This window comes from Rhodanobacter terrae (assembly GCF_042657005.1).
Classification (GTDB): Bacteria; Pseudomonadota; Gammaproteobacteria; order Xanthomonadales; family Rhodanobacteraceae; genus Rhodanobacter; species Rhodanobacter terrae.
This window is the reverse complement of record NZ_JBHSNG010000013.1, coordinates 90,855-112,865: the sequence shown is the minus strand read 5'-3', so window position 1 is coordinate 112,865 and position 22,011 is coordinate 90,855. Positions and strand designations below refer to the sequence as shown.

The following is a 22,011-nucleotide window of genomic DNA, read 5'->3' as shown; positions in this document are numbered from 1 at the left end:
GACGACGACATTCAAGCGATTGAAGACAAGCTCAACCAGCGGCCTCGAAAGCGTTTAGACTTCCGTACGCCACAACACGTTTTCGATGTCTCCCTCAACCGTGGTGCACTTCGTAGTTGAATCCGCCGGGGAGGATTACCACGGGCAGTTTGCCGACGGTCTGCAATTTGCGCGGATGACTGTGAGTATTCGGATCAAGCCCGCCACCGATTCCGGCAGCCACCGAACTTGCCGCTGGTGCCGATCAACGGCCGGTGACCCGCTTGGGCCAGCTTATCCAGCCGACCACCAGTGACCCTATCGCCACGACGAGTGGCGGCACGGCGTGCCCGTATTCGCCGTGGATGATGACGGTCGCGAGGGCGGCACACATGACAGCGCAGCCGAGCGCCGAGCCCAGCAGGCGACTCCGCGCCCGGAAAAGCAGAATGGCCGCCGTGAGTTCCAGCGATCCGGTCACGAAATGGAACCAGCGCGGGTAACCCCATTTCAGGTATTCCGCGTAGATGGATCCCGGGGCGATGATGTTGCTGAGTGAACCCACGACGAAGAAAGCGGCAAGAGCCAAGGGCAGGACTCGGCGCCAGGAGATTTTGGACATTGATGCGACCTCGGATGATGAGTTTGCTGCCGATGGGATGCGACCTCCGGAGCGGATTCCGAAAGTCGTATCCCATCGCCGATCCGCGGACCTACGCCGTAGCGGCCTTCCGGGCTGCCGCGAAGACATCGCGGGCGGACGTCGTGCCAGGGACGTGCTCCGTACCCTCGACCCCGAGCGCCATCCAGCCTGCGTTGACGGCGTCGAACATCGCTTCGGCCGGTCCGGTCTGGCCCTTCGGAATGCCGAGCTGCTCGAACGCTTCCGGCCACCCGGCCCGCGGGATAGCAAAAGCCTCGACGTCGACCTTCAAGACTTCACCCAGTTGCGCCGCGACTTCATCCGCGCTGACCATCGAACCGAGCTCGACGACGCGCTGCCCCGACCACGCCGGCCCGGTCAGAAGGGCGGCGATCTCGGCGCCGACATCATCGGTCGCGACCATGGTCGATTTCCGGTCTGTCGGGTTGTAGTAGACGGGGAGCGTGCCGCCCTGGGCAACATGCAAGCCGTAGAGGAAGTTTTCGAAAAACCCGCCGGAGCGCACATAGGCGATCGGCATCGTCAGGTCGCGAAATCCCTGCTCCAGAAGCGACAAGGCCGTGATCATCCCCAGCCCGCTGGTTCTGTTCGCACCCATGGATGAGAGTGCTACCACCCGCGGCGGGGCTGCCTGGGCAAGTGCACCGACGTAGTTTGCAATCACCGCCTTCGCTTCCTTGTAGTCGGGCGAAGGCGCCCATACCGGTGGCAGCATCACAAACGCGCCTTCGACATCTTTGAGCGCCATCTCGATGGCTGCCGAATCACTCCAGTCGCCGTCGACCAGTTGCACGCCTTCGCCGGCCCACTTCGCCGCCTTCTCGCGATTGCGGACGAGCGCGCGTACTTCCTTGCCTTGCGCCAACAGACGTTTTGCCGTGGCGCCGCCAACTTTTCCCGTGATTCCCATGACTAAAAACATGAGCGTTCTCCCGATCTTTCGGATCTTTGTACGTAAAGGCCAACTGACAGGCAGGAATTCCTGCCGATACGCTTCAGTTGGAGCAAGTGATTCCAAACCGCCGCCCTGCTCGATCGCCGAACGGCGAAGCCGCTCCAACCGCAATGCGCCTATATGCCGGAGCCAGTGACGAGAAAGCGGGCACGAACCGAGGGGGACATGGAGACTCCGTGAGCGGGAGACTTATGGCTTGGTCTACTATAGAGACCGCCACCGGGTACCGTAAGGAGGCAGTTTTTTGTAACCAGCCGATTTCGAGGAATTCCGCATGAGCAACGCATCGAGCGCCATCGAACGATTCAGCCGATATCCGTTGGGCGAGTCCCAGTCCGTCTGCTGCCCGGTGCGCGACGTGCTCGACCGTATCGGCGACAAATGGAGCATGCTCATGATCATGGCCCTCGCGATGCGACCGCACCGCTTCGGCGAGCTTCACCGTGCTGTCCATGACATATCCAAGCGCATGCTCACCCAGACCTTGCGCGATCTGGAGCGCGACGGACTGATCACCCGCCATGTCTTTCCGACCAAGCCGCCGGGCGTTGAATATCGGTTGGCCCCGCTGGGCCACTCGCTGCTGGACCCGATGGCGGCCCTCATAGATTGGGCGGATCGTTGCCACGGCGACATCCGTGCCGCACGCGCCCGCTTCGACGGCACGGCCGGTGATGCCCCACGTCAGACTTTTCCTGCTCGATCGGCGGTGAGCATCAACCGGCCAGGGTGACCCACTCGAACCGGCACGCTGTTCACTCCCTGCCAGCACCCGCAGCTGAAGACAGCGATGCCCCGTTGCAGCCGCTCGCGACCGCCTGCAACGGGGCTCGCGGAGACGGCGAGGAGATCTTGCCGGTATTGAATCTCGCGCGTTGCCCGGCCATGCCGCACCGAATGCCTGCGGCGATTCCGGCTAGTAACAAACAGACCATCCGCCGCCGTCAGACCGGCGTGGTGGGCGGCAGCCGCCGCGCGATGAGCTGCCCCTTGACGATGGCCGTGTTCGTGGCGGCTTCGACGGCGAGACGGTCGACGAGCTCGTCGAGGTGTTCCATCGAGCGAGCGAACAGGCGAGCCACGAAGCAGTCGTCGCCGGTCACCTTGTCGCACTCGACGATCTCCGGCATGGACTCGATCAGCTCCTGAACGACGCGCAGGCGTCCGGGCAACGGCCGCACTCTCACGATCGCCTGCAGCACGTGTCCGAGCAGCTTCGGCTCGAGATCGACGGTATAGGCGCGGATGACGCCGCGTTCTTCCAGGCGTCGCAGCCGCTCCGAGGTGCTTGGTGCGGAAAGCGAGATGCTGGTGGCCAACTCCTTGAGCGAGAGGCGCGCGTTGCTGGCCAGCAGCTTGAGAATGGCGCTATCGACGTTGTCGATCATGAAATAAGCCTATATCGATATTTTGCCTGAAATAATGAGGCAACTTGCCAGAACTACATTTCTTTTCTTATGGAGTCACCGCAGTCTTCGCTCTAGATTGAACGCAGTCAACAGGCGAGGGCGTGGCATGGGCGAGCAGACACGTGGCACCGTCGAAATGTCGGTGGCGATGGCGGTTTCCGGAACCATCGGCTGGTTCGTCGTGACCTCCGGGCGCCCGGTGCTGGATGTGGTGTTCTGGCGGTGCGTGTTCGGCGTCGTGACGCTCCTCGCCACCTGCATGTACATGGGGCTGCTGCGCCGTCATCTCACGCGGCGCGTGCTGGCGCTGTCGGCGCTGGGCGGCGTTGCCATCGTGTTGAACTGGGTGTTGCTGTTCGGCGCGTATTCGCGCGCGTCGATAGCGATCGCCACGACGGTCTACAACACACAGCCGTTCATGCTCGTTTGCCTGGGGGCGTTCTTTCTCGGCGAGCGAGTGACGCTCGCCAAACTGGCCTGGCTTGGTGTGGCCTTCGGCGGATTGGCGCTGATCGTCCAGGTGGGCGCGACCACCGCGTCACTGGGCGCCGGGTACACCGTCGGCATTCTCATGGCGCTGGGGGCGGCCGCCCTGTGGGCGATCGCCGCCCTCGTCACCAAGCAGCTCGCCGGCACGCCGCCGCATCTGATCGCGCTGATCCACGTCAGCGTGGGTGCGGTCATGCTGGCGCCGTTTGTCAGTTGGGCACGCCCGCCCGTACAAGCCGCAACCTGGAGCATCCTGGTGATCATCGGCGTCGTGCATACAGGAGTGGTCTACATCCTGATGTACGACGCGATCCATCGGCTGCCTACGTACATCCAGGGCTCGCTTTCTTTCATCTATCCGGTCGTCGCGATCGCCGTGGACGTAGTGGCGTTCGGTCGGCGGCTGGAGGTGATGCAAGTGGTCGGCGCGGTGGCGATTCTGGTCGCGGTGGTGGGCATGAATGGCTTCGGGGCGCTTCGATCGAAAAGGCTTCAGGCACACTCGACCTCGATCACCTGAACTTCTCTAACGTTGCGGCTCATCTGGAGAGCTCGGCATGGAAAAAATCTATCGCGTCTATCAAGTGGATGCCTTCACCCGCGCGCGCTTCACGGGGAATCCTGCCGGCGTCGTTCCCGACGCCGATGGTCTCAGCGAAGCGCAGATGCAGGCGATCGCGCGTGAGCTGCATAACTCCGAGACGGCGTTCATCCTTCGGCCCGAAGCGGACGACCACGACGTTAGAGTCCGCTTCTTCACTCCGACGACCGAGGTGCCCATCTGCGGCCACGCCACGATCGCCGCCCATTACGTGCGCGCCATCGAAGGCAGCGCGCCACGCGGCACCGTGCGTCAGCTGACGGGAGCCGGTGTGCTGCAGGTCGACATCGAACCCACCGACGGCGACGACTTCCGGATATGGATGCATCAGCGCCCGCCGACCTTTGGTCCCGTGCTGACCAAGGCCGTGCGACATGCGCTGATCGCGGCCCTGGCCATCGACGAACAAGACCTGGGTCAGGGGCCGATCGAAATCGTCTCCACCGGGCATTCCAAGGTCATGGTTCCGCTTCGAAGCCGCACGGTACTCGATCAGCTCGAGCCCGACCTATCAGCGCTGGCTGCGCTGAGCCGGGACATCGGCTGCAATGGCTACCACTTGTTCACGCTGGCCGATCCCGATCCCGATCCCGCGCCCGGAGTCCTGGCGCACGCGCGGATGTTCGCTCCCGCGATCGGCATTCCGGAAGACCCCGTGACAGGGAACGGAAACGGTCCGCTCGGCGCCTACCTCGTACGCCACCGCCTGGTATCGCTGGTGAGCGGGCAGGGCGTGTTTTCCTGCACGATGCGGCAAGGCGAGGCGATGGGACGCGCCGGCGAGGTCAAGGTCGAGATAACGATCGATCCGGGCGCCTTGATGCCAAGCGCCGTACGCATCGGCGGTGAAGCGGTCGTTGTCTTTCGCACCGAGCTCAGGCTCTGAATCAACGGCATGGTGGTTGCCTCAGAGTTGGGTCCATACCGCTTGTGCATTTCGCCGAACGCGATCACTTAAGCCGCGTCAAGTAAGCTTTGAACGCAGTGGCCCATGTTTGGCCGCCATCCCGAGAGTAGGAAATCTCGAAGCGATGGGAGTTGGCCGTAATGTCGGACCAGATTCCGCGTTCGAGAACCGTGCGGCCCTTGAACACGGTCGTGCCGAAGAACTCACCGCGACCGTCCTTGAAGCTTCCGATGGTCGGGGCCTCGATCTCTCCCGAATCGCCGTCGATGTAGGTCTGGCTCCATTGCCCGGCTTTGGGGTTATAGACGAAGAGCGTCGCGCCTTCCCAATGTCCATTCGGGCCGTCGGCTTCGATTTCCTCCAGCCACGCGCGGCCGCCCCAGACCGGCCGCGCCGTCTTGGTACCGTCCATGGTCACCGTGTGGGTGCCGCCGTCGAACGGATCCAGCACCTGCGTGGCGTGGGTATGCCAAGTCCCGCGGGCGAAGTCGAAATCATGGTAGCCATCGTGAGGCGGCGCGGCCGTTGCGAACAACGACGAGCATGCAAGAACGCCGGCAATCGTGACTCCACGTAACAACTGTCTCCACATCGTCGCGCTCTCCGCATGGCCGAACCCGGGATGAGACTTTAGGGAAAGCCCGCAGCGGCAGAGGGGCCAGTCGGAGAAATTCGCGGTGGTCCACTTTCGCTGGACGCGAAGCGATGCGAGCAGATTGGCACACGCGGGTTGCTGCCAAGTGCCGCCAGCTATCCAAGGCGCCGACTTTCCGTCTAAGTGGCCGCAAGTTTTCCCTTGTTTGTAGGAGCGACTTCAGTCGCGATGGCGCAGCAGCGCGCCGCGCCGCTTGGTTGTGCATCGAGCGGCCGCAGTGCCGCGATATCCAAGGCCGCTGCCGCGGCCATCGCGACTGAAGTCGCTCCCACACAAAGGCAAACGAGTAGCTCGACGACGTCCCCTAGGGACGCCCTGGTCTATTCAACGCAGGCGGCATGATGTCCAGAAGGTTCGCAGGTGGTGGTGTGTGGCGCCGCCAAGGCTGGTTGCCTTGGCAAGCCGCGCGCTGCCGCCTGCGGGCCTTCTGGACATCACCCCGTCATTTGTTTTCAATCGGTTGGGCCGGTTCTGTCTGCCCCCATCTCCGCGGCGCACCTCCTCGACAGGCGGCCAGCCTGCCTTCGTCGACGCACCTTGATCTGCGGGCAGACAGAACCGGTGACGCCTGCGTTGAATAGATCAGGGCGTCCCTAGAGCACGCGGCGTAACGCCTGCAGGCCCTGCTCGATGGCAGCGAGGTCGACGGCCCCGTAGCCGAAAACCAGGCCTTCCGATGTGGGTGCGCCGAAAAAATAGCGCTCGAACGAATGTAGCTGCACGTTCGACTCCAGCAATCTGGCGGTGACGCGTTCGAGGCGTTTTGGCAGCGTCGAGAACGCCGCCACATGCATGCCGTAATGCGACTGCATCGGCGACAGTTCTTCCGGGAAGTCCGACCGGAGTATCTCCCCGATGAGATCCCGGCGTTTCCTGTAGACGCCGCGGAGCTTTCGCACGTGCTGCGCCAGATGCCCGTCCGCGATGAAGCGGGCAACCGCCATTTGCGTCAACGTCGGGCAATGCCAGTCGAGACAGTTCTTCGCCGTGATCAGCGTCGGCATGGCCCATTGCGGCGCGACCACGAATCCCAGCCGCAGCGCGGGGAGCATGCACTTGGAGAAGGTGCCGACGTAGAACACCCCCTCCGCGGTCGCGGTGGATCGCAGCGCCTGAAGTGGCGTGCCGTCGTAGCGGAATTCTCCGTCGTAATCGTCCTCGACGACGACGGCACCGTGCTTGCGGGCGAAGTCGAGCAGCGCCGTCCGCCGCTGCGCGGACATGGATACGCCGAACGGAAACTGGTGTGACGGACAGACGCAGACGATCTGCACGGGAATCGGCAAGGCGTCGACCACCAGTCCTTGCGCGTCGACCGGTACCGGCACGACCTTGGCGCCGGCGGCGAGAAATGCGGCGCGCATCGGTGGGTAGCCGGGATCTTCCATGGCGACCGTGGTAACCCCGGGCGTTACCAGCACACGGGCGAGAATATCGAAAGCCTGCTGCGCGCCGGCGGTAACCAGCACCTCGTCGGGCTCGCACACGACCGCACGCGAGACGCCGATGTGCGTCGCGACAGCCGCCCGCAGCGGGAAATGCCCCTGGTTGCCCTGCGGGCTCTTGAAGGCAGGCGGCTTCAATTCCATTCGCCGCAGCTGCCTGGCGCTGACCCGACGGAATATCTCGAACGGGAACAGTCGCGGATCGACCAACGCGGGCCGAAAATCCAGGCATGCGGCCGCTGTTGGCGCCCTCGTGCGCTGATCGTCGTGCCAGAAGTTGAGTGTGCCGGCGAGCTCCGGCCGCGACCACAGCGAATTCAGACGTGGGTCGGGCGTTTGCCGTGTCGGCAGGCGTTTGCGCGGCGGCCGACTTTGCTTCGGCGCCACATACGTTCCCGACCCCTGCCGGGACCGTACCAACCCTTCGATCGCCAGCTTCGCGTAAGCCCGGGCAACGGTGTTTCTCGATACACCGAAAAAGACCGCCGACTGACGCTCCCCCGGTAGCCTGGATCCGGCAACCAACCGACCATCGACGATGGCGGCGCGCAGCTGCGCATGGACGGATTCCGCGGATCGGCGGCTTCCTCTGGGCGGGGGGTCGAAAGCAATTTCGAACAGGCTGCTCATGCCTCCACATCACTCGCCACGACTTTTCCCTCCGAGGTGGCTCGGCTGCCTGAGACTGCGAAGAGGAACATCTTACCGGCCTGAAATCCCGGCCGCTCGATTGCCAGGGCAGGGGTCGCCGTCGCCCCGGGCCTGGAGCGGCCAGATCGGTATTTCGAACCATCCGGGTCCGAACGCTCAAAGGTCGGACCTCCTCGCCGGCGCCGTTTCGACTACTCGCCCGCGGCCTCGACTGGAATCCCGGAGTTGCCGCCGGATGCGGAATCTCGCCGTGGCCGACGGACGGCTCTCACCTTTCCGCCGCCGCCGTCGCCGCAGAAGAACCGATCGCCGCCGTCGGATTCCAGCCCCGACACGCCGATGCCCGGCGGCATCTCGAGTTTCTCCAGGACCGCCCCCGTCGACGGATCGATATGCCGCAGCTCGCTCACGTCATTTTCCCAGACGCCGTGCCACAGCTCGCCGTCGACCCAGGTGACTCCGGTGACGAAGCGGTTGCTCTCGATGGAGCGAAGAATCGCCCCTGTTTCGGGATCGACTTGATGGATCTTCCGTCCCCGATGCTGCCCCACCCAGAGTGTTCCTTCGGCCCACGCGAGCCCCGAGTCGCCGCCGCCGCCGGGCGCAGGGATCGTGGCGAGCACCCGGCCGGTCTGCGGATCGATCTTCTGGATGCGATCCTCGGCGATCTGAAACAGGTGCTGGCCGTCGAAGGCCGTCCCGGCATGCGCGGCCACATCGATCGAGCGCAGCGTCTTGCCGCTGGCCGGGTCGAAAGCCTTCAGCGCGTCTCCGGCGGCAAACCAGACTTGCCGCCCGTCATAGGTGACTCCACCGACGTTTTTGACGCCCGGAAAGGGTCCGTATTCGTGGAGAATTTTGGCTGCTGATCGTTTCATGCTTCCATCCTAGCCACCTGGAAAGGGAGCGGGGAGTAACAAGGTCGTCGTGAATCCCGGCATGGGCGGAGTCATCCAGCGACGCGCCGGCCCGTGACCAAACGACTGTATCTTGCCTGCCTCCGCCAGTGCGTCGAGTGCGCGCTGCACGGTACGCTGGCTGGTTCCGAGCGCCAGCGCCAGGGCCGAGCTCGACCATGACTCGCCATCGGCCAGCAAGGCCAGCACCGCCGCATGCTTCTCTTCGACCGGCCGCATCAATACCACGACCTCGCGTGCGCGGTGCGGCACCAGTGCGAATCCATGCCTGGTCGCGCTGACGTCGGCCAGCGGGCCAAGCATCGCACGCAGCCGCCCGACTTCGACGCGCAGCCGCGCGCGATGCGATTCGTCGGCGTGCCTGGCCCGGAACGCCCGTGCCACCAGCGTGTCCCTCGATACGTCGCCGGGCCACGCTTCGCCCAGCATGCGCGCAAGCGCGAACAATACCGGGCGCCGTACGAGCGGGATCACCGTGCCCGCGTCGCGCACGACATGACGGCATGCGTCCACGACAAGCGCTTTCGATGCCAGCAACGCTTCGACTTCCTCGAGCAGAAGAGGCCGCTCCTCGCCGCGGACCAGCAGGCGGGCAGAAGGCGTGTTCAAGGCCAGCGATGCGTTTTCGACCTCCGATATCAACGCAGGGATGCCGGCTTGGCGCGCGGCGCGCCCGGCACTGGCGAGCGCGCCGCGCGCTGCCTTCGTCCGCAGCCGGCGTATCGCGATCCCCGCGACGAGCAGTTCGCGGGCAGCCTGCAACGCGGGCGGAAGACGCGGGGGATCGCGCTCGGCGAGCTTGCATTCGGCCTCGTCGAGGTGTCCGATCAGGAGCAGGTGCCGGACCTCGAGATAGCGTGCATGCGCGGCGTTCACACTGTCGCCGTGCGCTTCCAGCGTCGCCCGCGCGGCCTCGAGCGCCTTCGCGGGCCAGCCCAGGTCGCGCGAGACCAGCGCGATCTCCGCCTCGGCGACGACACACCGCGCGCGGGCCACGGCCTCTTTCGAACCGAAGGCGCGTGCCGCACTGCGCATCAGCGCCTTCGCCCGAGCCAGATCGCCCAGCTGCGCCATCGCGATGCCTCGAAGCGCGAGTGCGGGCGCGTCGTTGCGCAAGGCGACCCGGTTCAATGCGCCGAACGGGTCACCGGCCGCGAGCTCGAGCGCGGCGGCGGTGATCAGCGAGTCCATCGGCGCGAGCCCGTCTCGGCGAGTCCTGTTGAATCCCGCCACATTTGTCACTCTCGCCGTGGGATACCCGGTCCTAATCTATCTCACGACCATCAACCAGTGCGCACCGTGTCGAAAGACGGTGCGAACGGCACGAGATGAAGGAGAAGAACGATGACGACACACATGACCGGGACTCGCGAAGCATGGCTGGCGGCGCGGCTTGACCTGCTCGAAGCGGAGAAAGCGCTGACGCGGCAGAGCGACGAGCTGGCGCGGCGGCGGCAAGAGCTGCCGTGGGTGCGGATCGACAAGGATTATCGATTCGAGACGGCCGAAGGCAGCGCCTCGCTGGCGGACCTCTTCCAGGGGCGCTCGCAGCTCCTCGTCTACCACTTCATGTTCGGGCCCGACTACAAGGCGGGCTGCCCGTCCTGCTCGGCCATTGCCGACGGGTTCGACGGTTCCGTCGTCCATCTGGCGAACCATGACGTCACGCTCATGGCGGTGTCGCGGGCGCCGTTCGCGATGCTGCGGGCCTACGAGCGGCGGATGGGATGGACGTTTCCCTGGGCGTCCTCGTACGGCGGCGACTTCAACGCCGACTTCAGCATCTCGTTCACGGAGGAAGAGCAGCGCAAAGGTGGCATCGAGTACAACTACCGGCGCGAGGCGGCGCTGCAAGAGCCTGCCAAGGTTCGGGGGCCCTCGACGAGATTTGGCGGCGACGAAGGGCCGGTCGGCCAGTTCGCGGCCATGTGCGGGACCGACGCACCCACGTATATACGCGAGCGGCCGGGCGTGAGCGCGTTCGTGCTCGACGACGGCGTGGTCCATCACACCTACTCCACCTATTCGCGCGGACTGGACGGCCTCTGGGGCATGTATCAGTGGCTCGATCGCGCGCCTCTGGGGCGTAACGAGAGCGGCATCTGGCGGCGTCGCCACGACGAGTACAACAAGGGCTGAGCGAAATCGTCGCGGCACAGCCGAGGATATGGGGTTGGCATGACCGAACCGATGGCTTCCGAGCACGCTTTCCATCCAATGTTTCTTGGTGTCTCGGCGCTGATCTTTGCCGTCAGCGCGGCGGCGACGATCGCCTGGTGCACGTCCATGTCGGCCATGGGCGGGATGCCGATGCCCGGCGGCTGGACCATGTCGATGGCATGGACGCGGATGTGCGGACAGACCTGGCCCGGCGTGGCGTTGTCGTTCCTCGGCATGTGGGTGACGATGATGGTGGCGATGATGTCGCCGTCCCTGCTGCCCATGCTGTGGCGCTATCGCTGGGCCGTCGGTGAGACAGGCCAGGTGCGCATGGCCTGGCTGACCGCGCTCGTGGGCGTCGGCTACTTCTTCGTCTGGACCGTGTTCGGCGTGGCCGCCTTCGCGCTGGGCACCACGCTGGCGTCGGCCGAGATGCGGCTGCCGGCGCTGGCGCGCGCCGTTCCGATCGCGGCAGGTGCGGTCGTCCTGATCGCCGGCGTGCTCCAGTTCAGCGCGTGGAAGGCGCGCCATCTCGCCTGTTGCGGGGAGATGCCGGGACGCGGCGGGCCATTGCCGGCACACACAGGCACGGCCTGGCGCCACGGTCTGCGCCTCGGCTTCCACTCCACCTGCAGTTGCGCCAACTTGACGGCGATCCTGTTCATCGTCGGCATCATGGACCTGCGCGCCATGGTCGCGGTGACAGCCGCGATCATCCTCGAACGCGTCGCCCCGGTAGATGGGCGCGCGGGGCGGCTGATCGGGGCTCTTGTCGTCGGGGCAGGGCTGCTCCTGCTCGCGTGGGCTGTCGCGCCGATACTGCCCGCAATCGACACGATCGTCGCCCACCGTGGCGGGTATTGATTCCTGGCCGCGCAGGCCATGCGCACGGTGCGCTCGACTGGCTCAGGAGAAACCTGGCGGAGGCGGAATGCCCGCTTCGGCTTGCTTGAACGCGTCCGTGATTTGGCTGTTGGTGAATCGTCACTCTTTTCCGGAACCTCCCAGGTCAGATGTGGCAAGTGTGCTGCGTTTCGATTGGCCCGAGGCAGTGCACATGGCACTATTCTGGCGGTCGAGTCGGCAAGTCCAACATCCATCAAACCATGATTGTGCGGAACTGATGAAACGCAAACGCAAGGTCGTCACGTCGCCCCGAACCCCGAAGCTGTCTCGGCTGCAAGCCCCGGACCACATGTCTCCCCCCGACTGGCAGCGCGCGTTGCGCCAGCAATTCGGGCGGGATCAGGCGTTCGGGCTGGAGAATCTGGGGACGGAGCCGTTCTTCTCCGAGTTTCGTGTAGGCAATCCGGAGTCGAAATCCAGTTATCGAGTGGCCATTCGGGGGACACAGGCTGGCGACAATTTCTGTGACTGTCCCGACTATGCGACCAACGAACTGGGCACCTGCAAGCATATCGAATTCACCCTTTTCACGTTGTTGAAGAAGCGCGGCGCCAAGGCGGCGTTCGCTCGCGGCTACCAGCCAGCATTCTCGGAACTGTATTTGCGCAATGACGGCGAGCGGAGCGTCCATTTCCGCATCGGCGCTGATTGTCCGGCAAAGGTGGCCAAGGCTGCCGCGATGCTGTTCGATGCGACTGACGGGTGGCGTTTGCCGGAGGCTCGTTTCGGCGAACTGGGACGCTTCATGGCAGGCGTGGCGAGAGCGGGCCATCCATTGCGCACTCATGACGACGCGCTTGATTTCATCGCGGGCCGGAACGATGCATCACGTCGCGCCATAGAGTTGAACCACGTGTTTCCGCAGGGGGCGGCTGATCCTCTGCTGAAAAAGCTGCTCAAGGTACCGCTTTACCCGTATCAGGCCGAAGGCGCGTTGTTTGCCGTGCGCGCCGGGCGCGCCCTGATCGGTGACGATATGGGCCTTGGCAAGACGATCCAGGCGATTGCGGCAGCCGAGATCCTGGCTCGGCATTTCGGCGTTTCGAAAGTGCTGGTGGTCTGTCCGACTTCGCTGAAATACCAGTGGCAGAGCGAGATGCTTCGCTTCTCCGGCCGGGCATCCCGAGTGATCGCCGGCAGCATCGCGCAAAGGAGGAGCGAATACGCCCAGGACGATTTTTGCAAGATCACGAACTACGAAAAGCTGAAGTCCGACCTTGATCTGATCGCCGCATGGGGACCGGAACTCGTGATCGTGGACGAAGCGCAGCGCATCAAGAACTGGAACACCATCGCGGCGAAAGCGCTCAAGCGCATCGACAGTCCTTATGCCGTCGTATTGACGGGTACGCCACTGGAAAACAAGCTGGAAGAGCTCATCTCCATTGTCCAGTTTGTGGATCAGCATCGTCTCGGGCCTACCTGGAAGCTGCTGCATGAGCATCAGCTCAGGGACGAAACCGGACGGGTGACGGGCTATACCGGACTGGAGAAAATCGGTCAGACGCTCGCCCCGATCCTGATCCGCCGACGCAAGTCGGAAGTATTGCGCCAGTTGCCAAGCCGCACCGACCAGAACCTGCTGGTGCCGATGACCGCGATGCAGATGGCCTATCACGGCGAAAACGCGGATGTGGTGGCGAAAATTGTCCAGCGCTGGCGCAAGGCGAAGTTTCTGTCGGACCAGGATCAGCGACGGCTCACCTGCGCCCTGCAGAACATGCGCATGTCGTGCAACAGCACCTATCTTCTTGATCATGAAACCGACCATGGCGTCAAGGCCGACGAATTGGCGGCGTTGCTTGATGGTCTCTTTGTCGATCCGGAAGCGAAAGCGGTGGTGTTCAGTCAATGGACGCGGACGCATGACATCGTCATTCGCCGGCTCAAGCAGATGGGCATCGGTTATGTCTGCTTCCACGGCGGCGTGCCGTCCGAAAAGCGACCAGCACTGGTGGAGCGCTTCCGAAACGAGCCGGATTGCCGCGTCTTCCTGTCGACCGACGCGGGCGGAACGGGGCTCAATCTGCAGAATGCCTCGACGCTTGTGAACATGGATTTGCCGTGGAACCCGGCGGTGCTTGAACAGCGCATCGCACGCATCCATCGCATGGGCCAGCGCAAACGCATACAGATCGTGAACTACGTTGCCAAGGGGACGATCGAGGAAGGCATGCTGTCGGTGCTGGCTTTCAAGCGCTCCCTGTCGGTCGGCATACTTGACGGCGGCGCCGGCGAAATTTCGCTGGATGGCTCGCGTCTGAACAGGTTCATGAAGGAGGTGGAAAGAGTCACCGGCCGCATGGATCAGGGCGAGGTCATGGCCGCGCAGGAAGAGGCCGTCAACGTCGCCGCTACGGCTGACGAATCGAGCAAGGATGCGAGCACTGCGGAAACGAACATCAGCGATGCCGGGATCCGGGCAAAAGCCGCCGCGCTCGACACGGCAGCAAGTGATGCGAACCGCGAATTGTGGTCCGGATTGCTGCAGTTGGGCCTCGAATTGGTATCGGCGCTTGGCGCATCGGACGATGAGGCTGCCAGCGCCCATCCGTGGATCGAACGCGATTCGGGCAGCGGCGCGCGCAGCCTCAAGCTGCCCCTGCCTCCGCCGGAAACGGCACGGCGGCTCGCCGATGCGCTGTCGGCGATTTCAAAGGGATGGTTGCGGCGGGGTACCGAATGAGGGAAGCCTTCGGACGTGGACGGGTTTCGTCATGTTTCCCTTCAACCGTGGTGCACTTCGTAGTTGAATCCGCCCCCAGGGAACGAAGTCCCCTGGGGGCGGAGAAAAGTACATACCGGCCGTGGCCTATTTTGTGTGGGAGCGACTTCAGTCGCGACCTGCGTGCCAGTGCGCTGCGCAGCCCGGTTGTGCATCGAGCCGCCGCAACGCCGAGATGCTGCAGGCCGCTGCCGCGGCCATCGCGACTGAAGTCGCTCCCACAGGCAAACGGGCGTCCCGGCGACGGACAGAAGCTTGTTCAGACGTTCCCCAAGGGACGAAGTCCCTGCGGTCCGGAGAAAGGTACACACCGGCCGTGGCCTATTTTGTGGGAGCGACTTCAGTCGCGACCTGCGTGCCAGTGCGCTGCGCAGCCCGGTTGTGCATCGAGCCGCCGCAACGCCGAGATGCTGCAGGCCGCTGCCGCGGCCATCGCGACTGAAGTCGCTCCCACAGGCAAACGGGCGTCCGGGCGACGGGCAGAAGCTTGTTCAGACGTTCCCTGGCAGCAGCGCGGGGCTTGTGGGAAGCATTCCGCATCGCGCATTAGAGCTTCGTCCATCGTGTGCATGGAGCTTTAGCGAAACCCGGCCGAACGACATCGACAATCTGTTGCGTCAAGGCCTGCGACATTAATATTTTTGTCGCGCCTTCCGCGAACATGACTGTTCGACTCAATGGCGAATTGTTAATCGAAGTCGGGGGATGTCGTCGACACCGACGACATCCATCGAAATGTCTGGAAGTTCCTGGCTGCGTGCGATCAGCAATAGCATGATTTGCAGATCGGTCACGACTGGCTCAGGCTTTTGTCGCGCGAGAACCTCCATCCGGCGTGTGTTCTGGCTGCTTGTGGTGGGCCCGAAAAATCCAGTGTCTCGCAACCAGGAATCCCGCGACTGCGGTCAGGGCGTCGACCAGTGGCTTGATGATCCAGGCGAGATGAAGCCCGCCGAACGCCTGGAGTGCCCATATCACCATCGTGTTTGCCAGTGTCAGGGGAATCCACGTTGCCACGAAGCGGGCGAGGTGGGCCGGCCGGAGCCTGGACTTGAACGTAACCGTGCCGTTGGCGGTGAAGCCGAGCACCGCGGCGAACACTCTCGCGATCACGTTTGCCGGAGCCACCGGCATTCCCCATGCGGTCAGCATGACGAAGCACAGCCAATCGACGACAAGCTGGGTGATCCCGACCAGGAAGTAGAAAGCCAGCTGTCTTCCGATACCGTGGCTTTTCAGCCTGCTCAACAAGGTTCGCAAGGAACGCATCAGGGGCGAGCGGCCGTCATTCGGCATCGGATCGGTACACCTTGCGAATGACATAGGGGGGGCGCGATTTCGATTCGATATAAGTCCGCCCGACGTACTCCCCCACGACGCCAAGACCAAGCAACTGGATGCCGGATAGAAAGGCTACGAGAGATACCACCGAAGCGAAGCCGGGCAGATCGATTCCGAACACCAGGGTGCGCATGACGATGAACGTGCCGTAGAGAATCGCCGCTATCGCCACGCTGCCGCCGACATAGGTCACCAGGCGAAGCGGTGCGGTCGAGAATGAGGTGACGCCCTCGACCGCCAGGCCCATCAGCCGGAAGGCGTTGAACTTGGTCTGTCCCGCAGCGCGGGCAGGGCGCACGTATTCCATTTCCTCGGTACGGAACCCGGCCCAGGCGAACAGCCCCTTCATGAAGCGCCGGTTCTCGGGGAGGTCGTTGATGGTGTCCACGACCGCGCGGTCCATCAGTCGGAAGTCGCCCACATTCTCCGGGATATGAATGTCCGAGATCATGTTGAACGTGCGGTAGAACAGCCTGGCCGAGACCCGCTTTCCCCACGAGTCGGAAATTCTGTCCGAACGCTTCGCGACCACCACTTCGGCCCCTTTTTCCCAGCGGGCGATCATTTCCAGCAGCAATTCCGGCGGGTCCTGCAAGTCGGCATCGAGTGGAATCACCGCATCGCCGGAGGCCGCGCGCAAACCGGCGCTGAGGGCGGCCTCCTTGCCGAAGTGTCGCGACAAGTCCACGACGACCATGCGAAACGTGGTGGGCCGGTAGCTGGTGGCTTGCTGCAGGGTACGGTCTTCGCTGCCGTCGTTTACGAGGATAAGCTCCCATTCGCAGGACGTGTCGGCGAAAGTCTGTTCCAGCCTCTGAAACGTGATGCCGAGGGTGTCTTCCTCGTTGTAGGCGGGCATGACCACGGAGATCAGCGGCGGTCGTTTGGAACTCTCGGCGGCAGTCAAGGTTTGTCTCCCCAAAGGGCTTGTTGGAATGTCGGTGGTGCCGTGCGTACTGCCCGGACTCCGATCCGGACATGATGATGCATGAAGGCTTCGAGCGGCGTAGGCCGGGCCTTCCCGATGCGGCAGGCAGCTAGAGGCGGCACGGTATGCCTCGGAGAAATCTACTCCACGCGCCGATCGCCCGTGTTCATGACCGCTCTCCGGACAGTGCTTTCAGCTCGTTCTTCCCGGCTCCTTTCCATCGACGCATTCGGGCGACTCCCCGGGGGTGAGCAGCCGAACCACGGCGGTGTCGCCGACGACATAAAGGCGGTAGTGGGCGGTGATGATATCGGCTGGCATCAGGCAAGTGCGCGTGTGCAGGGACGTCAGCAGCGATTGGGATGCTGCATCGTCGTGTGCCTGAAGATTGGTCATGCCCGAGACGTAGAACGCAAGAAAATCCGGCGCCTGGAAACTGTGGTCGGAAGTGAGGTACTGCGGCACCAGATCGCGAACCAGCGGCAGCTGTGCGATCGCATGCGCGGTGACCAGCGAGTAGCCTGCCGTACCGTCCAGCAAAAAGGCGTTCACCCCGCGGCTGGCTTTCAGCCGGGCGAGATCGTCGGCCAATCTGCCGGCTATCCGGCCTTCATAATCCTTCTGGGCCGCTGCCGCGTTGCCGTAAGCGCTGGCCTGGATGCACATCCCGAGGGACAACATGCAGGCGGCCGCAGCCGCCCATCGGCGTGAGCCATGCCATTGCCGCAACGCGGCCTGCATCGCGACCAGCGCTCCGGCCAGCAGGGCGCCAAGCCCCATCAGTACGCGCGGCCCGATTTCCGGCTTGTGCAGCAGCAACATCGGACCCAGCGCCGCGATCAGCGCGGCCAGCGGGATCAGCAGCGCCGCAAGGCCGAGCAGTACCGTGACCGCTGCCGGCTGCGCGGTGCGGAAGGCGAGCGCATAGCGTATGCCGACCACGACCGGAAACAGCGCGAGTACGCCAAGCAAGGGACCGAAATACATCCACCAGTGCCCGTTGAAACTGGCTCCGACGTAGCTGTAGAAATCGACAAAATTGGTCAGCAGCAGCGGCAGTTCGTGCCATCCGTGAATTCTCTCCGACGCGTGCTTCACCCAGCCGCTGACATGGATGCCCACGATCAGGTAGTAAAGCAGCATGGCCGTGCCGATCTGCAAGAAACGCGCGATGAGTTTCCCCGCCAGCTGGGATGGCTGCGCCTGCTGGAGCTGCAGGAATACCCATTCGACCAGCACGAACACCAGGTAGGCATTGATCGCCGGCTGATAGAAACAAAGACTCGCCCAAAGAGCCAGCACACCGAGCCACCAGGCACGTCGGCCGTCATCCGGCCGAAGCATCGGGAGTACGGCGAGGAGCATGGCGAGGCTCATGCTCAGCGCATCGAACTTGAAGGAAAGGTTCTCCAGATAAAACGGCTGCGCTCCCAGCGGAAACGCCACCAGCGCCGCCATCCACGATGAGCGGATCGAGTATCTGCGCGCCAGCAGCACGCCGATCCAGGCCAACAGGGCGACGGCGCCGATCTGGGGCAGCGGCGAAATGTCGACCATCGCGTGGTCGTAGCACTGCAGCATGCGCATGATCAAGGTGGTCAGCGGCCGTCCGTTGGAATCCCAGCCGGCCCGTCCCACCAGCGCCCGCTTCAGGTCGTCGTTGTAGTAGCGGTCCGCGCGCAAGATCGGATAGAGGATCAGCGAATACAACACCAGCAAGATGCCGAATACATCGCGGTCACGCGTATCGCGCGCCGCTTCCGCATGGCTGGACTGCTGTTGAGATGCCGGAAAATCCACTCGCAAGTTCCTTGGGTTCAATGTGGGCGGCCGAGCGTGGCGACGCCAGTTGCCGGCGCGGTTCGCCAACTACCGTGCGGAGGTCGGATTTTAGAGGCCGTAACGCTTCACCTTGTACCAGAGCGCCCTTTCACTGACTTCCAGCAAACGGGCGGCGCCGGCCTTGTTGTTGTCGCTGCGCTTCAATGCGGCTTCGATGAGCTGGCGTTCCAGTGACTCGACGTGGGTCTTCAGGGATAGCGACGCGCCGGGATCGGACAAGGATTCGGGCAGGGGCTCCGGCGTGTTCTTGTCGGCCACCGGCGCGATACCGGCGGGCAGGTGTTCGGGCGAGATTTCTTCGCCGCGGCAAAGCACGACGGCGCGTTCCATCAGGTTCTCCAGTTCGCGCACGTTGCCCGGCCAGTCGTAGTGTTCCAGTTGTCTCATGGCCGACGCGGCAAGTCTCGGTGTGCGACGTCCCAGTTCGCGTGCGTAGTGGTTGAGAAAATGCCCCGCAAGCAATGGCACGTCGCCCGGCCGATCGCGCAGCAGGGGAACGTCGACCCGCACCACGTTGAGGCGGAAGTAGAGGTCGCGGCGCAGTCGGCCCGCATCGATGGCTTCCTGCGGATCGCGGTTGGTGGCCGCTATCACCCGGAGATCGACGGCGATGGATGCGTTCGCGCCGAGCCGCTCGATGACGCCCTCCTGCAGTACGCGTAGCAGCTTGGCCTGCAACGCCGGCGGCATTTCGGTGATTTCGTCGAGGAAGATCGTGCCGCCGCTGGACAGCTCGCATTTGCCGATACGCTCGCTGAGCGCCCCCGTGAAGGCGCCCTTGGCGTGGCCGAACAGTTCGCTCTCCAGCAACTCGGCTGGAATCGCGGCGCAGTTGATCGGCACGAACAGGCCTTTCCGTCCGGACGCGCGATGGAGCGCGCGCGCCACCAGCTCCTTGCCGGTGCCGGTTTCGCCGACGATGAAGACGCTGCTGCGCGAGGGCGCAACCTGCCTGATCAGTCCATATAGAGCCTGCATGGACGGGCTGACGCCGATGAATTCATCCCATCCCTTGGATAACTCGTCCCTGAGGAACTGGTTCTCGCGCTGCACGGTCTGCATCGCCAGCACCCTGCTTACCGCAAGTTCGATGGTCTCCATCTCGAACGGTCGAATGATGTAATCGACCGCTCCCAGCTTCATCGCCGTCACTGCGGTTTCGATCGTGCCATAGGCCGTGAGCACGATCACGGGCACCTCGACCTTGCGCTCGCCCAGCGCGTTGAGCAGCCCTATGCCGTCCATGCGCGGCATGCGCAGATCGGTCAGCACCAGGTCGAACACGCCGCGCTCGATCGCGGCGAGCGCCTCCTCGCCATCGGCGGCCAGTTCCACGTGGTGGCCCATGTTCTTCAGCGCCAGCTCCAGGATGCGCCGCATCTTGGCTTCGTTGTCGACCACGAGGATTCGCTTCACGCTCATTTCTGCTTGCCTACGGCGTCCTGAATCGAAGATTGAAAGCGGCGCCGCCCCAGGCGCTCTCGCTGATATTGATCTCGCCGCCGTGGACCTGCACGATCTGCTGCACGATGGTCAGGCCGAGGCCGATGCCTCCTTCACGCCGGCTGAAGAAAGGATCGAACACGCGTGCCCTCAGCGACTCGGGCACGCCGGGGCCGTCGTCCACCACGCTGATCCATATGGCATCGGCATCACGATAGGTGCTCACGGCGACCCGGCCTCCCGGACCGACGAAAGACAGCGCGTTGAGGATCAGGTTCAGGAACACCTGCATCATTTGCTCTCGATCGCAGTCGAGCACCATCTCCACGGTCGAGGTCTCACGTGTCAGGGCGACCCCGGCGTCTTCCGCACGGGAGGCCAGCAGGCCGACGACGCTGTCGATGATCGCATGCAGGTCGTGCGGCCTGAAGTCGGGCGACGTGGGGCGGGCACATTCCAGCAGCATCGTCACCAGCCGGTTGAGCCGCTCGGTCTCGCTGATGATGAAGCCGATCAGCTCGCGCTCCCGTTCGCCCAGGTTGGGTTGCCGCTGCAGCAGCTGGGCCGAGCTGCGCACGATGCCCATCGGTGTACGCACCTCGTGCGCCATGATGGCGGCCATCTCGCCCACTACCGCCAGCTTGCCCGCCCGCACGACCTGTTCGCGAGACCGCTCCAGCGCTCCGATCATCTCGACGTAGGCATGGTGCAGCTCTTCCACTTCCGAGATGGCCGTCTCCGGCACGGCCGGCAATTGCGCCGCGCCCTGGCGGAATTGCCGGGCGAATTCGGTCAGCGCGACGATGGGCCGTGAGATCCGGCTGGCCACGCGCGATGAAATCCAGATCCCGGTCAGCAGGGTCAGCAGCAACACGGCGAGCATCGCCCACAGCAGGCGCCAGATTGGCCCGAACGAGACCGCGGTGGGTTCCACCATCAGGATGTGCCAGCCCAGCCCCTTGTACTGCTGGTAGCCGCTGGAGGTGGCTGCGCCGACCAGCAACTCGCCATAGCCCAGGGCACGGCCGTCGTGGATATACGAAACCGCGCCTTCTGCGGGCAGCAGCCAGTTTTGAAGGCGCAACGGCCGGCTTCCCGGCCGGTCGCGCAAGGAACGCGAGGCGGCGATCACCTGGCCGTCGCGATCGAGCAGCAGCAAGCTGCGATTGCCCTTGTCGACGGCGCTGTCGAGCAGGGTGCGGATGGTGTCCCAGTCCACCAGCACGTAGAGGTAGCCGATCGTCCCCTTGCCGAATGCATTGGCAATCGGCGTGCGCAGCATGGCGGCCTGCGCCGTGCTGCCTGGAACAGGAGCGATCGAGACGGTGCCGGGCCGCTCGCCGGGGATCGGCATCCAGCTGGAAACGACGGGCACTTGCTGCCCGATCAGGGCAGGGTCGCTCGCGGCGACGATGCGCCCGCCGTCATCGGTGCAAAGCAGCGACCGATACACCGTGCCCTGTCCGGCGCGAAGGTTGGACAGGAAATGCGAAAGACGCTTGTCGACATCGTTGATGCGAATGTCCTGCATCACCTCCAGATCGCGCCAGACCAGCATGTTCTCGACATGCGAGAACATGAAGATGTCGATGCGCTGCATCACGGTACTGGCGCCAAAATCGAGGTTGCCGGCGATTTCCGACTGCAGCGCGCGGCGAAATTCGTAGAACGACAGCGCGCCGACGACGGTCACCGTGCCGAGAAGCATCCAGGCCAGCAGGCGCAACAGGGCGGATCGGGTGGTCACGATCGGCGCCCTTCACCCGCGATGGACAAGCACTTGCTCATGGGTACCGAGAGAAGCCGGAAGACAGCGCATCATGGCGCAAATGCGGCCGACCGTTATGTCCGCCAGTGTGGACGACGCCATGTAACGGCGGCAAGCGGCACCGGCGGCCGCTTTGCCGCCGACGGTCCGATGCCGCAGAATCGGCCGCGTCGACCCTCCGGCCACGGCGAGCGGACGAACGGATTCCATCCGGGTCGCATCGGCA

The 22,011-nt window shown here is 64.0% G+C and carries 18 protein-coding genes; 6 read left to right on the top strand and 12 right to left on the bottom strand.

Going from position 1 to position 22,011, the window contains the following annotated elements:
• Positions 1-244: 244 nt before the first annotated feature.
• Positions 245-601, bottom strand: coding sequence for a DoxX family protein (locus ACFPPB_RS13120; RefSeq protein ID WP_377327778.1), 357 nt, complete (start codon positions 599-601; stop codon positions 245-247).
• Positions 602-692: 91 nt separating this feature from the next.
• Positions 693-1,565, bottom strand: a complete 873-nt coding sequence (locus ACFPPB_RS13115) for an NmrA family NAD(P)-binding protein (RefSeq protein WP_377327776.1) — start codon at positions 1,563-1,565, stop codon at positions 693-695.
• Between the two features lie 307 nt (positions 1,566-1,872).
• On the opposite strand from ACFPPB_RS13115, the gene ACFPPB_RS13110 reads away from it, so the two are divergent.
• Positions 1,873-2,331: a winged helix-turn-helix transcriptional regulator gene (locus tag ACFPPB_RS13110; protein WP_377327774.1), complete on the top strand. Its 459-nt coding sequence runs from the start codon at positions 1,873-1,875 to the stop codon at positions 2,329-2,331.
• A gap of 211 nt (positions 2,332-2,542) precedes the next feature.
• Here the strand turns inward: ACFPPB_RS13110 and ACFPPB_RS13105 are convergent, their stop codons facing one another.
• Positions 2,543-2,986, bottom strand: a complete 444-nt coding sequence (locus ACFPPB_RS13105; protein WP_377327772.1) for an Lrp/AsnC family transcriptional regulator — start codon at positions 2,984-2,986, stop codon at positions 2,543-2,545.
• 127 nt (positions 2,987-3,113) lie between these two features.
• Between ACFPPB_RS13105 and ACFPPB_RS13100 the strand changes: the two genes are divergently transcribed.
• Both ACFPPB_RS13100 and ACFPPB_RS13095 read left to right on the top strand, forming a co-directional pair.
• Positions 3,114-4,016: a DMT family transporter gene (locus tag ACFPPB_RS13100; RefSeq protein WP_377327770.1), complete on the top strand. Its 903-nt coding sequence runs from the start codon at positions 3,114-3,116 to the stop codon at positions 4,014-4,016.
• Between the two features lie 37 nt (positions 4,017-4,053).
• The gene (locus ACFPPB_RS13095; protein WP_377327768.1) at positions 4,054-4,983 is read left to right on the top strand and encodes a PhzF family isomerase; all 930 of its coding nucleotides are present in this window, start codon (positions 4,054-4,056) and stop codon (positions 4,981-4,983) included.
• Positions 4,984-5,047: 64 nt separating this feature from the next.
• Here the strand turns inward: ACFPPB_RS13095 and ACFPPB_RS13090 are convergent, their stop codons facing one another.
• From ACFPPB_RS13090 to ACFPPB_RS13075, 4 genes are all read right to left on the bottom strand, one after another.
• On the bottom strand, positions 5,048-5,596 hold the full coding sequence (locus tag ACFPPB_RS13090; RefSeq protein ID WP_377327766.1) for a hypothetical protein: 549 nt from the start codon (positions 5,594-5,596) through the stop codon (positions 5,048-5,050).
• 656 nt (positions 5,597-6,252) lie between these two features.
• Positions 6,253-7,734: a MocR-like pyridoxine biosynthesis transcription factor PdxR gene (gene pdxR, locus ACFPPB_RS13085; protein ID WP_377327764.1), complete on the bottom strand. Its 1,482-nt coding sequence runs from the start codon at positions 7,732-7,734 to the stop codon at positions 6,253-6,255.
• A 212-nt stretch (positions 7,735-7,946) separates the two neighbouring features.
• On the bottom strand, positions 7,947-8,633 hold the full coding sequence (locus ACFPPB_RS13080; protein WP_377327762.1) for a Vgb family protein: 687 nt from the start codon (positions 8,631-8,633) through the stop codon (positions 7,947-7,949).
• Between the two features lie 9 nt (positions 8,634-8,642).
• Positions 8,643-9,863, bottom strand: coding sequence for a helix-turn-helix domain-containing protein (locus tag ACFPPB_RS13075; RefSeq protein ID WP_377327760.1), 1,221 nt, complete (start codon positions 9,861-9,863; stop codon positions 8,643-8,645).
• Between the two features lie 153 nt (positions 9,864-10,016).
• On the opposite strand from ACFPPB_RS13075, the gene ACFPPB_RS13070 reads away from it, so the two are divergent.
• The 3 genes from ACFPPB_RS13070 (at position 10,017) to ACFPPB_RS13060 (ending at position 14,424) form a co-directional block, all read left to right on the top strand.
• Positions 10,017-10,811, top strand: a complete 795-nt coding sequence (locus ACFPPB_RS13070) for a DUF899 domain-containing protein (protein WP_377327758.1) — start codon at positions 10,017-10,019, stop codon at positions 10,809-10,811.
• Positions 10,812-10,850: 39 nt separating this feature from the next.
• The gene (locus tag ACFPPB_RS13065) at positions 10,851-11,696 is read left to right on the top strand and encodes a DUF2182 domain-containing protein (protein WP_377327756.1); all 846 of its coding nucleotides are present in this window, start codon (positions 10,851-10,853) and stop codon (positions 11,694-11,696) included.
• Positions 11,697-11,955: 259 nt separating this feature from the next.
• Positions 11,956-14,424: a DEAD/DEAH box helicase gene (locus tag ACFPPB_RS13060; protein WP_377327754.1), complete on the top strand. Its 2,469-nt coding sequence runs from the start codon at positions 11,956-11,958 to the stop codon at positions 14,422-14,424.
• Positions 14,425-15,264: 840 nt separating this feature from the next.
• On the opposite strand, the gene ACFPPB_RS13055 is transcribed toward ACFPPB_RS13060, so the two are convergent.
• From ACFPPB_RS13055 to ACFPPB_RS13035, 5 genes are all read right to left on the bottom strand, one after another.
• On the bottom strand, positions 15,265-15,759 hold the full coding sequence (locus tag ACFPPB_RS13055; RefSeq protein WP_377327752.1) for a GtrA family protein: 495 nt from the start codon (positions 15,757-15,759) through the stop codon (positions 15,265-15,267).
• Positions 15,749-16,711 carry a glycosyltransferase family 2 protein gene (locus ACFPPB_RS13050; protein WP_377327750.1) on the bottom strand — a complete coding sequence of 321 codons (963 nt, stop codon included), beginning with the start codon at positions 16,709-16,711 and terminating at the stop codon, positions 15,749-15,751. Before ACFPPB_RS13050 ends, ACFPPB_RS13055 begins: the two co-directional genes overlap by 11 nt.
• A 213-nt stretch (positions 16,712-16,924) precedes the next feature.
• Positions 16,925-18,532 carry a glucosyltransferase domain-containing protein gene (locus ACFPPB_RS13045; protein WP_377327748.1) on the bottom strand — a complete coding sequence of 536 codons (1,608 nt, stop codon included), beginning with the start codon at positions 18,530-18,532 and terminating at the stop codon, positions 16,925-16,927.
• 90 nt (positions 18,533-18,622) lie between these two features.
• Positions 18,623-19,996 (bottom strand): sigma-54-dependent transcriptional regulator, encoded by a 1,374-nt coding sequence (locus ACFPPB_RS13040; protein WP_377327746.1) that lies wholly within the window; start codon positions 19,994-19,996, stop codon positions 18,623-18,625.
• A 10-nt stretch (positions 19,997-20,006) separates the two neighbouring features.
• On the bottom strand, positions 20,007-21,764 hold the full coding sequence (locus tag ACFPPB_RS13035) for a sensor histidine kinase (protein WP_377327744.1): 1,758 nt from the start codon (positions 21,762-21,764) through the stop codon (positions 20,007-20,009).
• Positions 21,765-22,011: the final 247 nt, after the last annotated feature.

Excerpts from the sequence above, each read along its gene's own strand:
- ACFPPB_RS13120 (WP_377327778.1), bottom strand. The coding sequence starts at position 601 with ATGTCCAAAATCTCCTGGCGCCGAGTCCTGCCCTTGGCTCTTGCCGCT.
- ACFPPB_RS13115 (WP_377327776.1), bottom strand. The coding sequence starts at position 1,565 with ATGTTTTTAGTCATGGGAATCACGGGAAAAGTTGGCGGCGCCACGGCA.
- ACFPPB_RS13110 (WP_377327774.1), top strand. The coding sequence starts at position 1,873 with ATGAGCAACGCATCGAGCGCCATCGAACGATTCAGCCGATATCCGTTG.
- ACFPPB_RS13105 (WP_377327772.1), bottom strand. The coding sequence starts at position 2,986 with ATGATCGACAACGTCGATAGCGCCATTCTCAAGCTGCTGGCCAGCAAC.
- ACFPPB_RS13100 (WP_377327770.1), top strand. The coding sequence starts at position 3,114 with ATGGGCGAGCAGACACGTGGCACCGTCGAAATGTCGGTGGCGATGGCG.
- ACFPPB_RS13095 (WP_377327768.1), top strand. The coding sequence starts at position 4,054 with ATGGAAAAAATCTATCGCGTCTATCAAGTGGATGCCTTCACCCGCGCG.
- ACFPPB_RS13090 (WP_377327766.1), bottom strand. The coding sequence starts at position 5,596 with ATGTGGAGACAGTTGTTACGTGGAGTCACGATTGCCGGCGTTCTTGCA.
- pdxR (WP_377327764.1), bottom strand. The coding sequence starts at position 7,734 with ATGAGCAGCCTGTTCGAAATTGCTTTCGACCCCCCGCCCAGAGGAAGC.
- ACFPPB_RS13080 (WP_377327762.1), bottom strand. The coding sequence starts at position 8,633 with ATGAAACGATCAGCAGCCAAAATTCTCCACGAATACGGACCCTTTCCG.
- ACFPPB_RS13075 (WP_377327760.1), bottom strand. The coding sequence starts at position 9,863 with ATGGACTCGCTGATCACCGCCGCCGCGCTCGAGCTCGCGGCCGGTGAC.
- ACFPPB_RS13070 (WP_377327758.1), top strand. The coding sequence starts at position 10,017 with ATGACGACACACATGACCGGGACTCGCGAAGCATGGCTGGCGGCGCGG.
- ACFPPB_RS13065 (WP_377327756.1), top strand. The coding sequence starts at position 10,851 with ATGACCGAACCGATGGCTTCCGAGCACGCTTTCCATCCAATGTTTCTT.
- ACFPPB_RS13060 (WP_377327754.1), top strand. The coding sequence starts at position 11,956 with ATGAAACGCAAACGCAAGGTCGTCACGTCGCCCCGAACCCCGAAGCTG.
- ACFPPB_RS13055 (WP_377327752.1), bottom strand. The coding sequence starts at position 15,759 with ATGCCGAATGACGGCCGCTCGCCCCTGATGCGTTCCTTGCGAACCTTG.
- ACFPPB_RS13040 (WP_377327746.1), bottom strand. The coding sequence starts at position 19,996 with ATGAGCGTGAAGCGAATCCTCGTGGTCGACAACGAAGCCAAGATGCGG.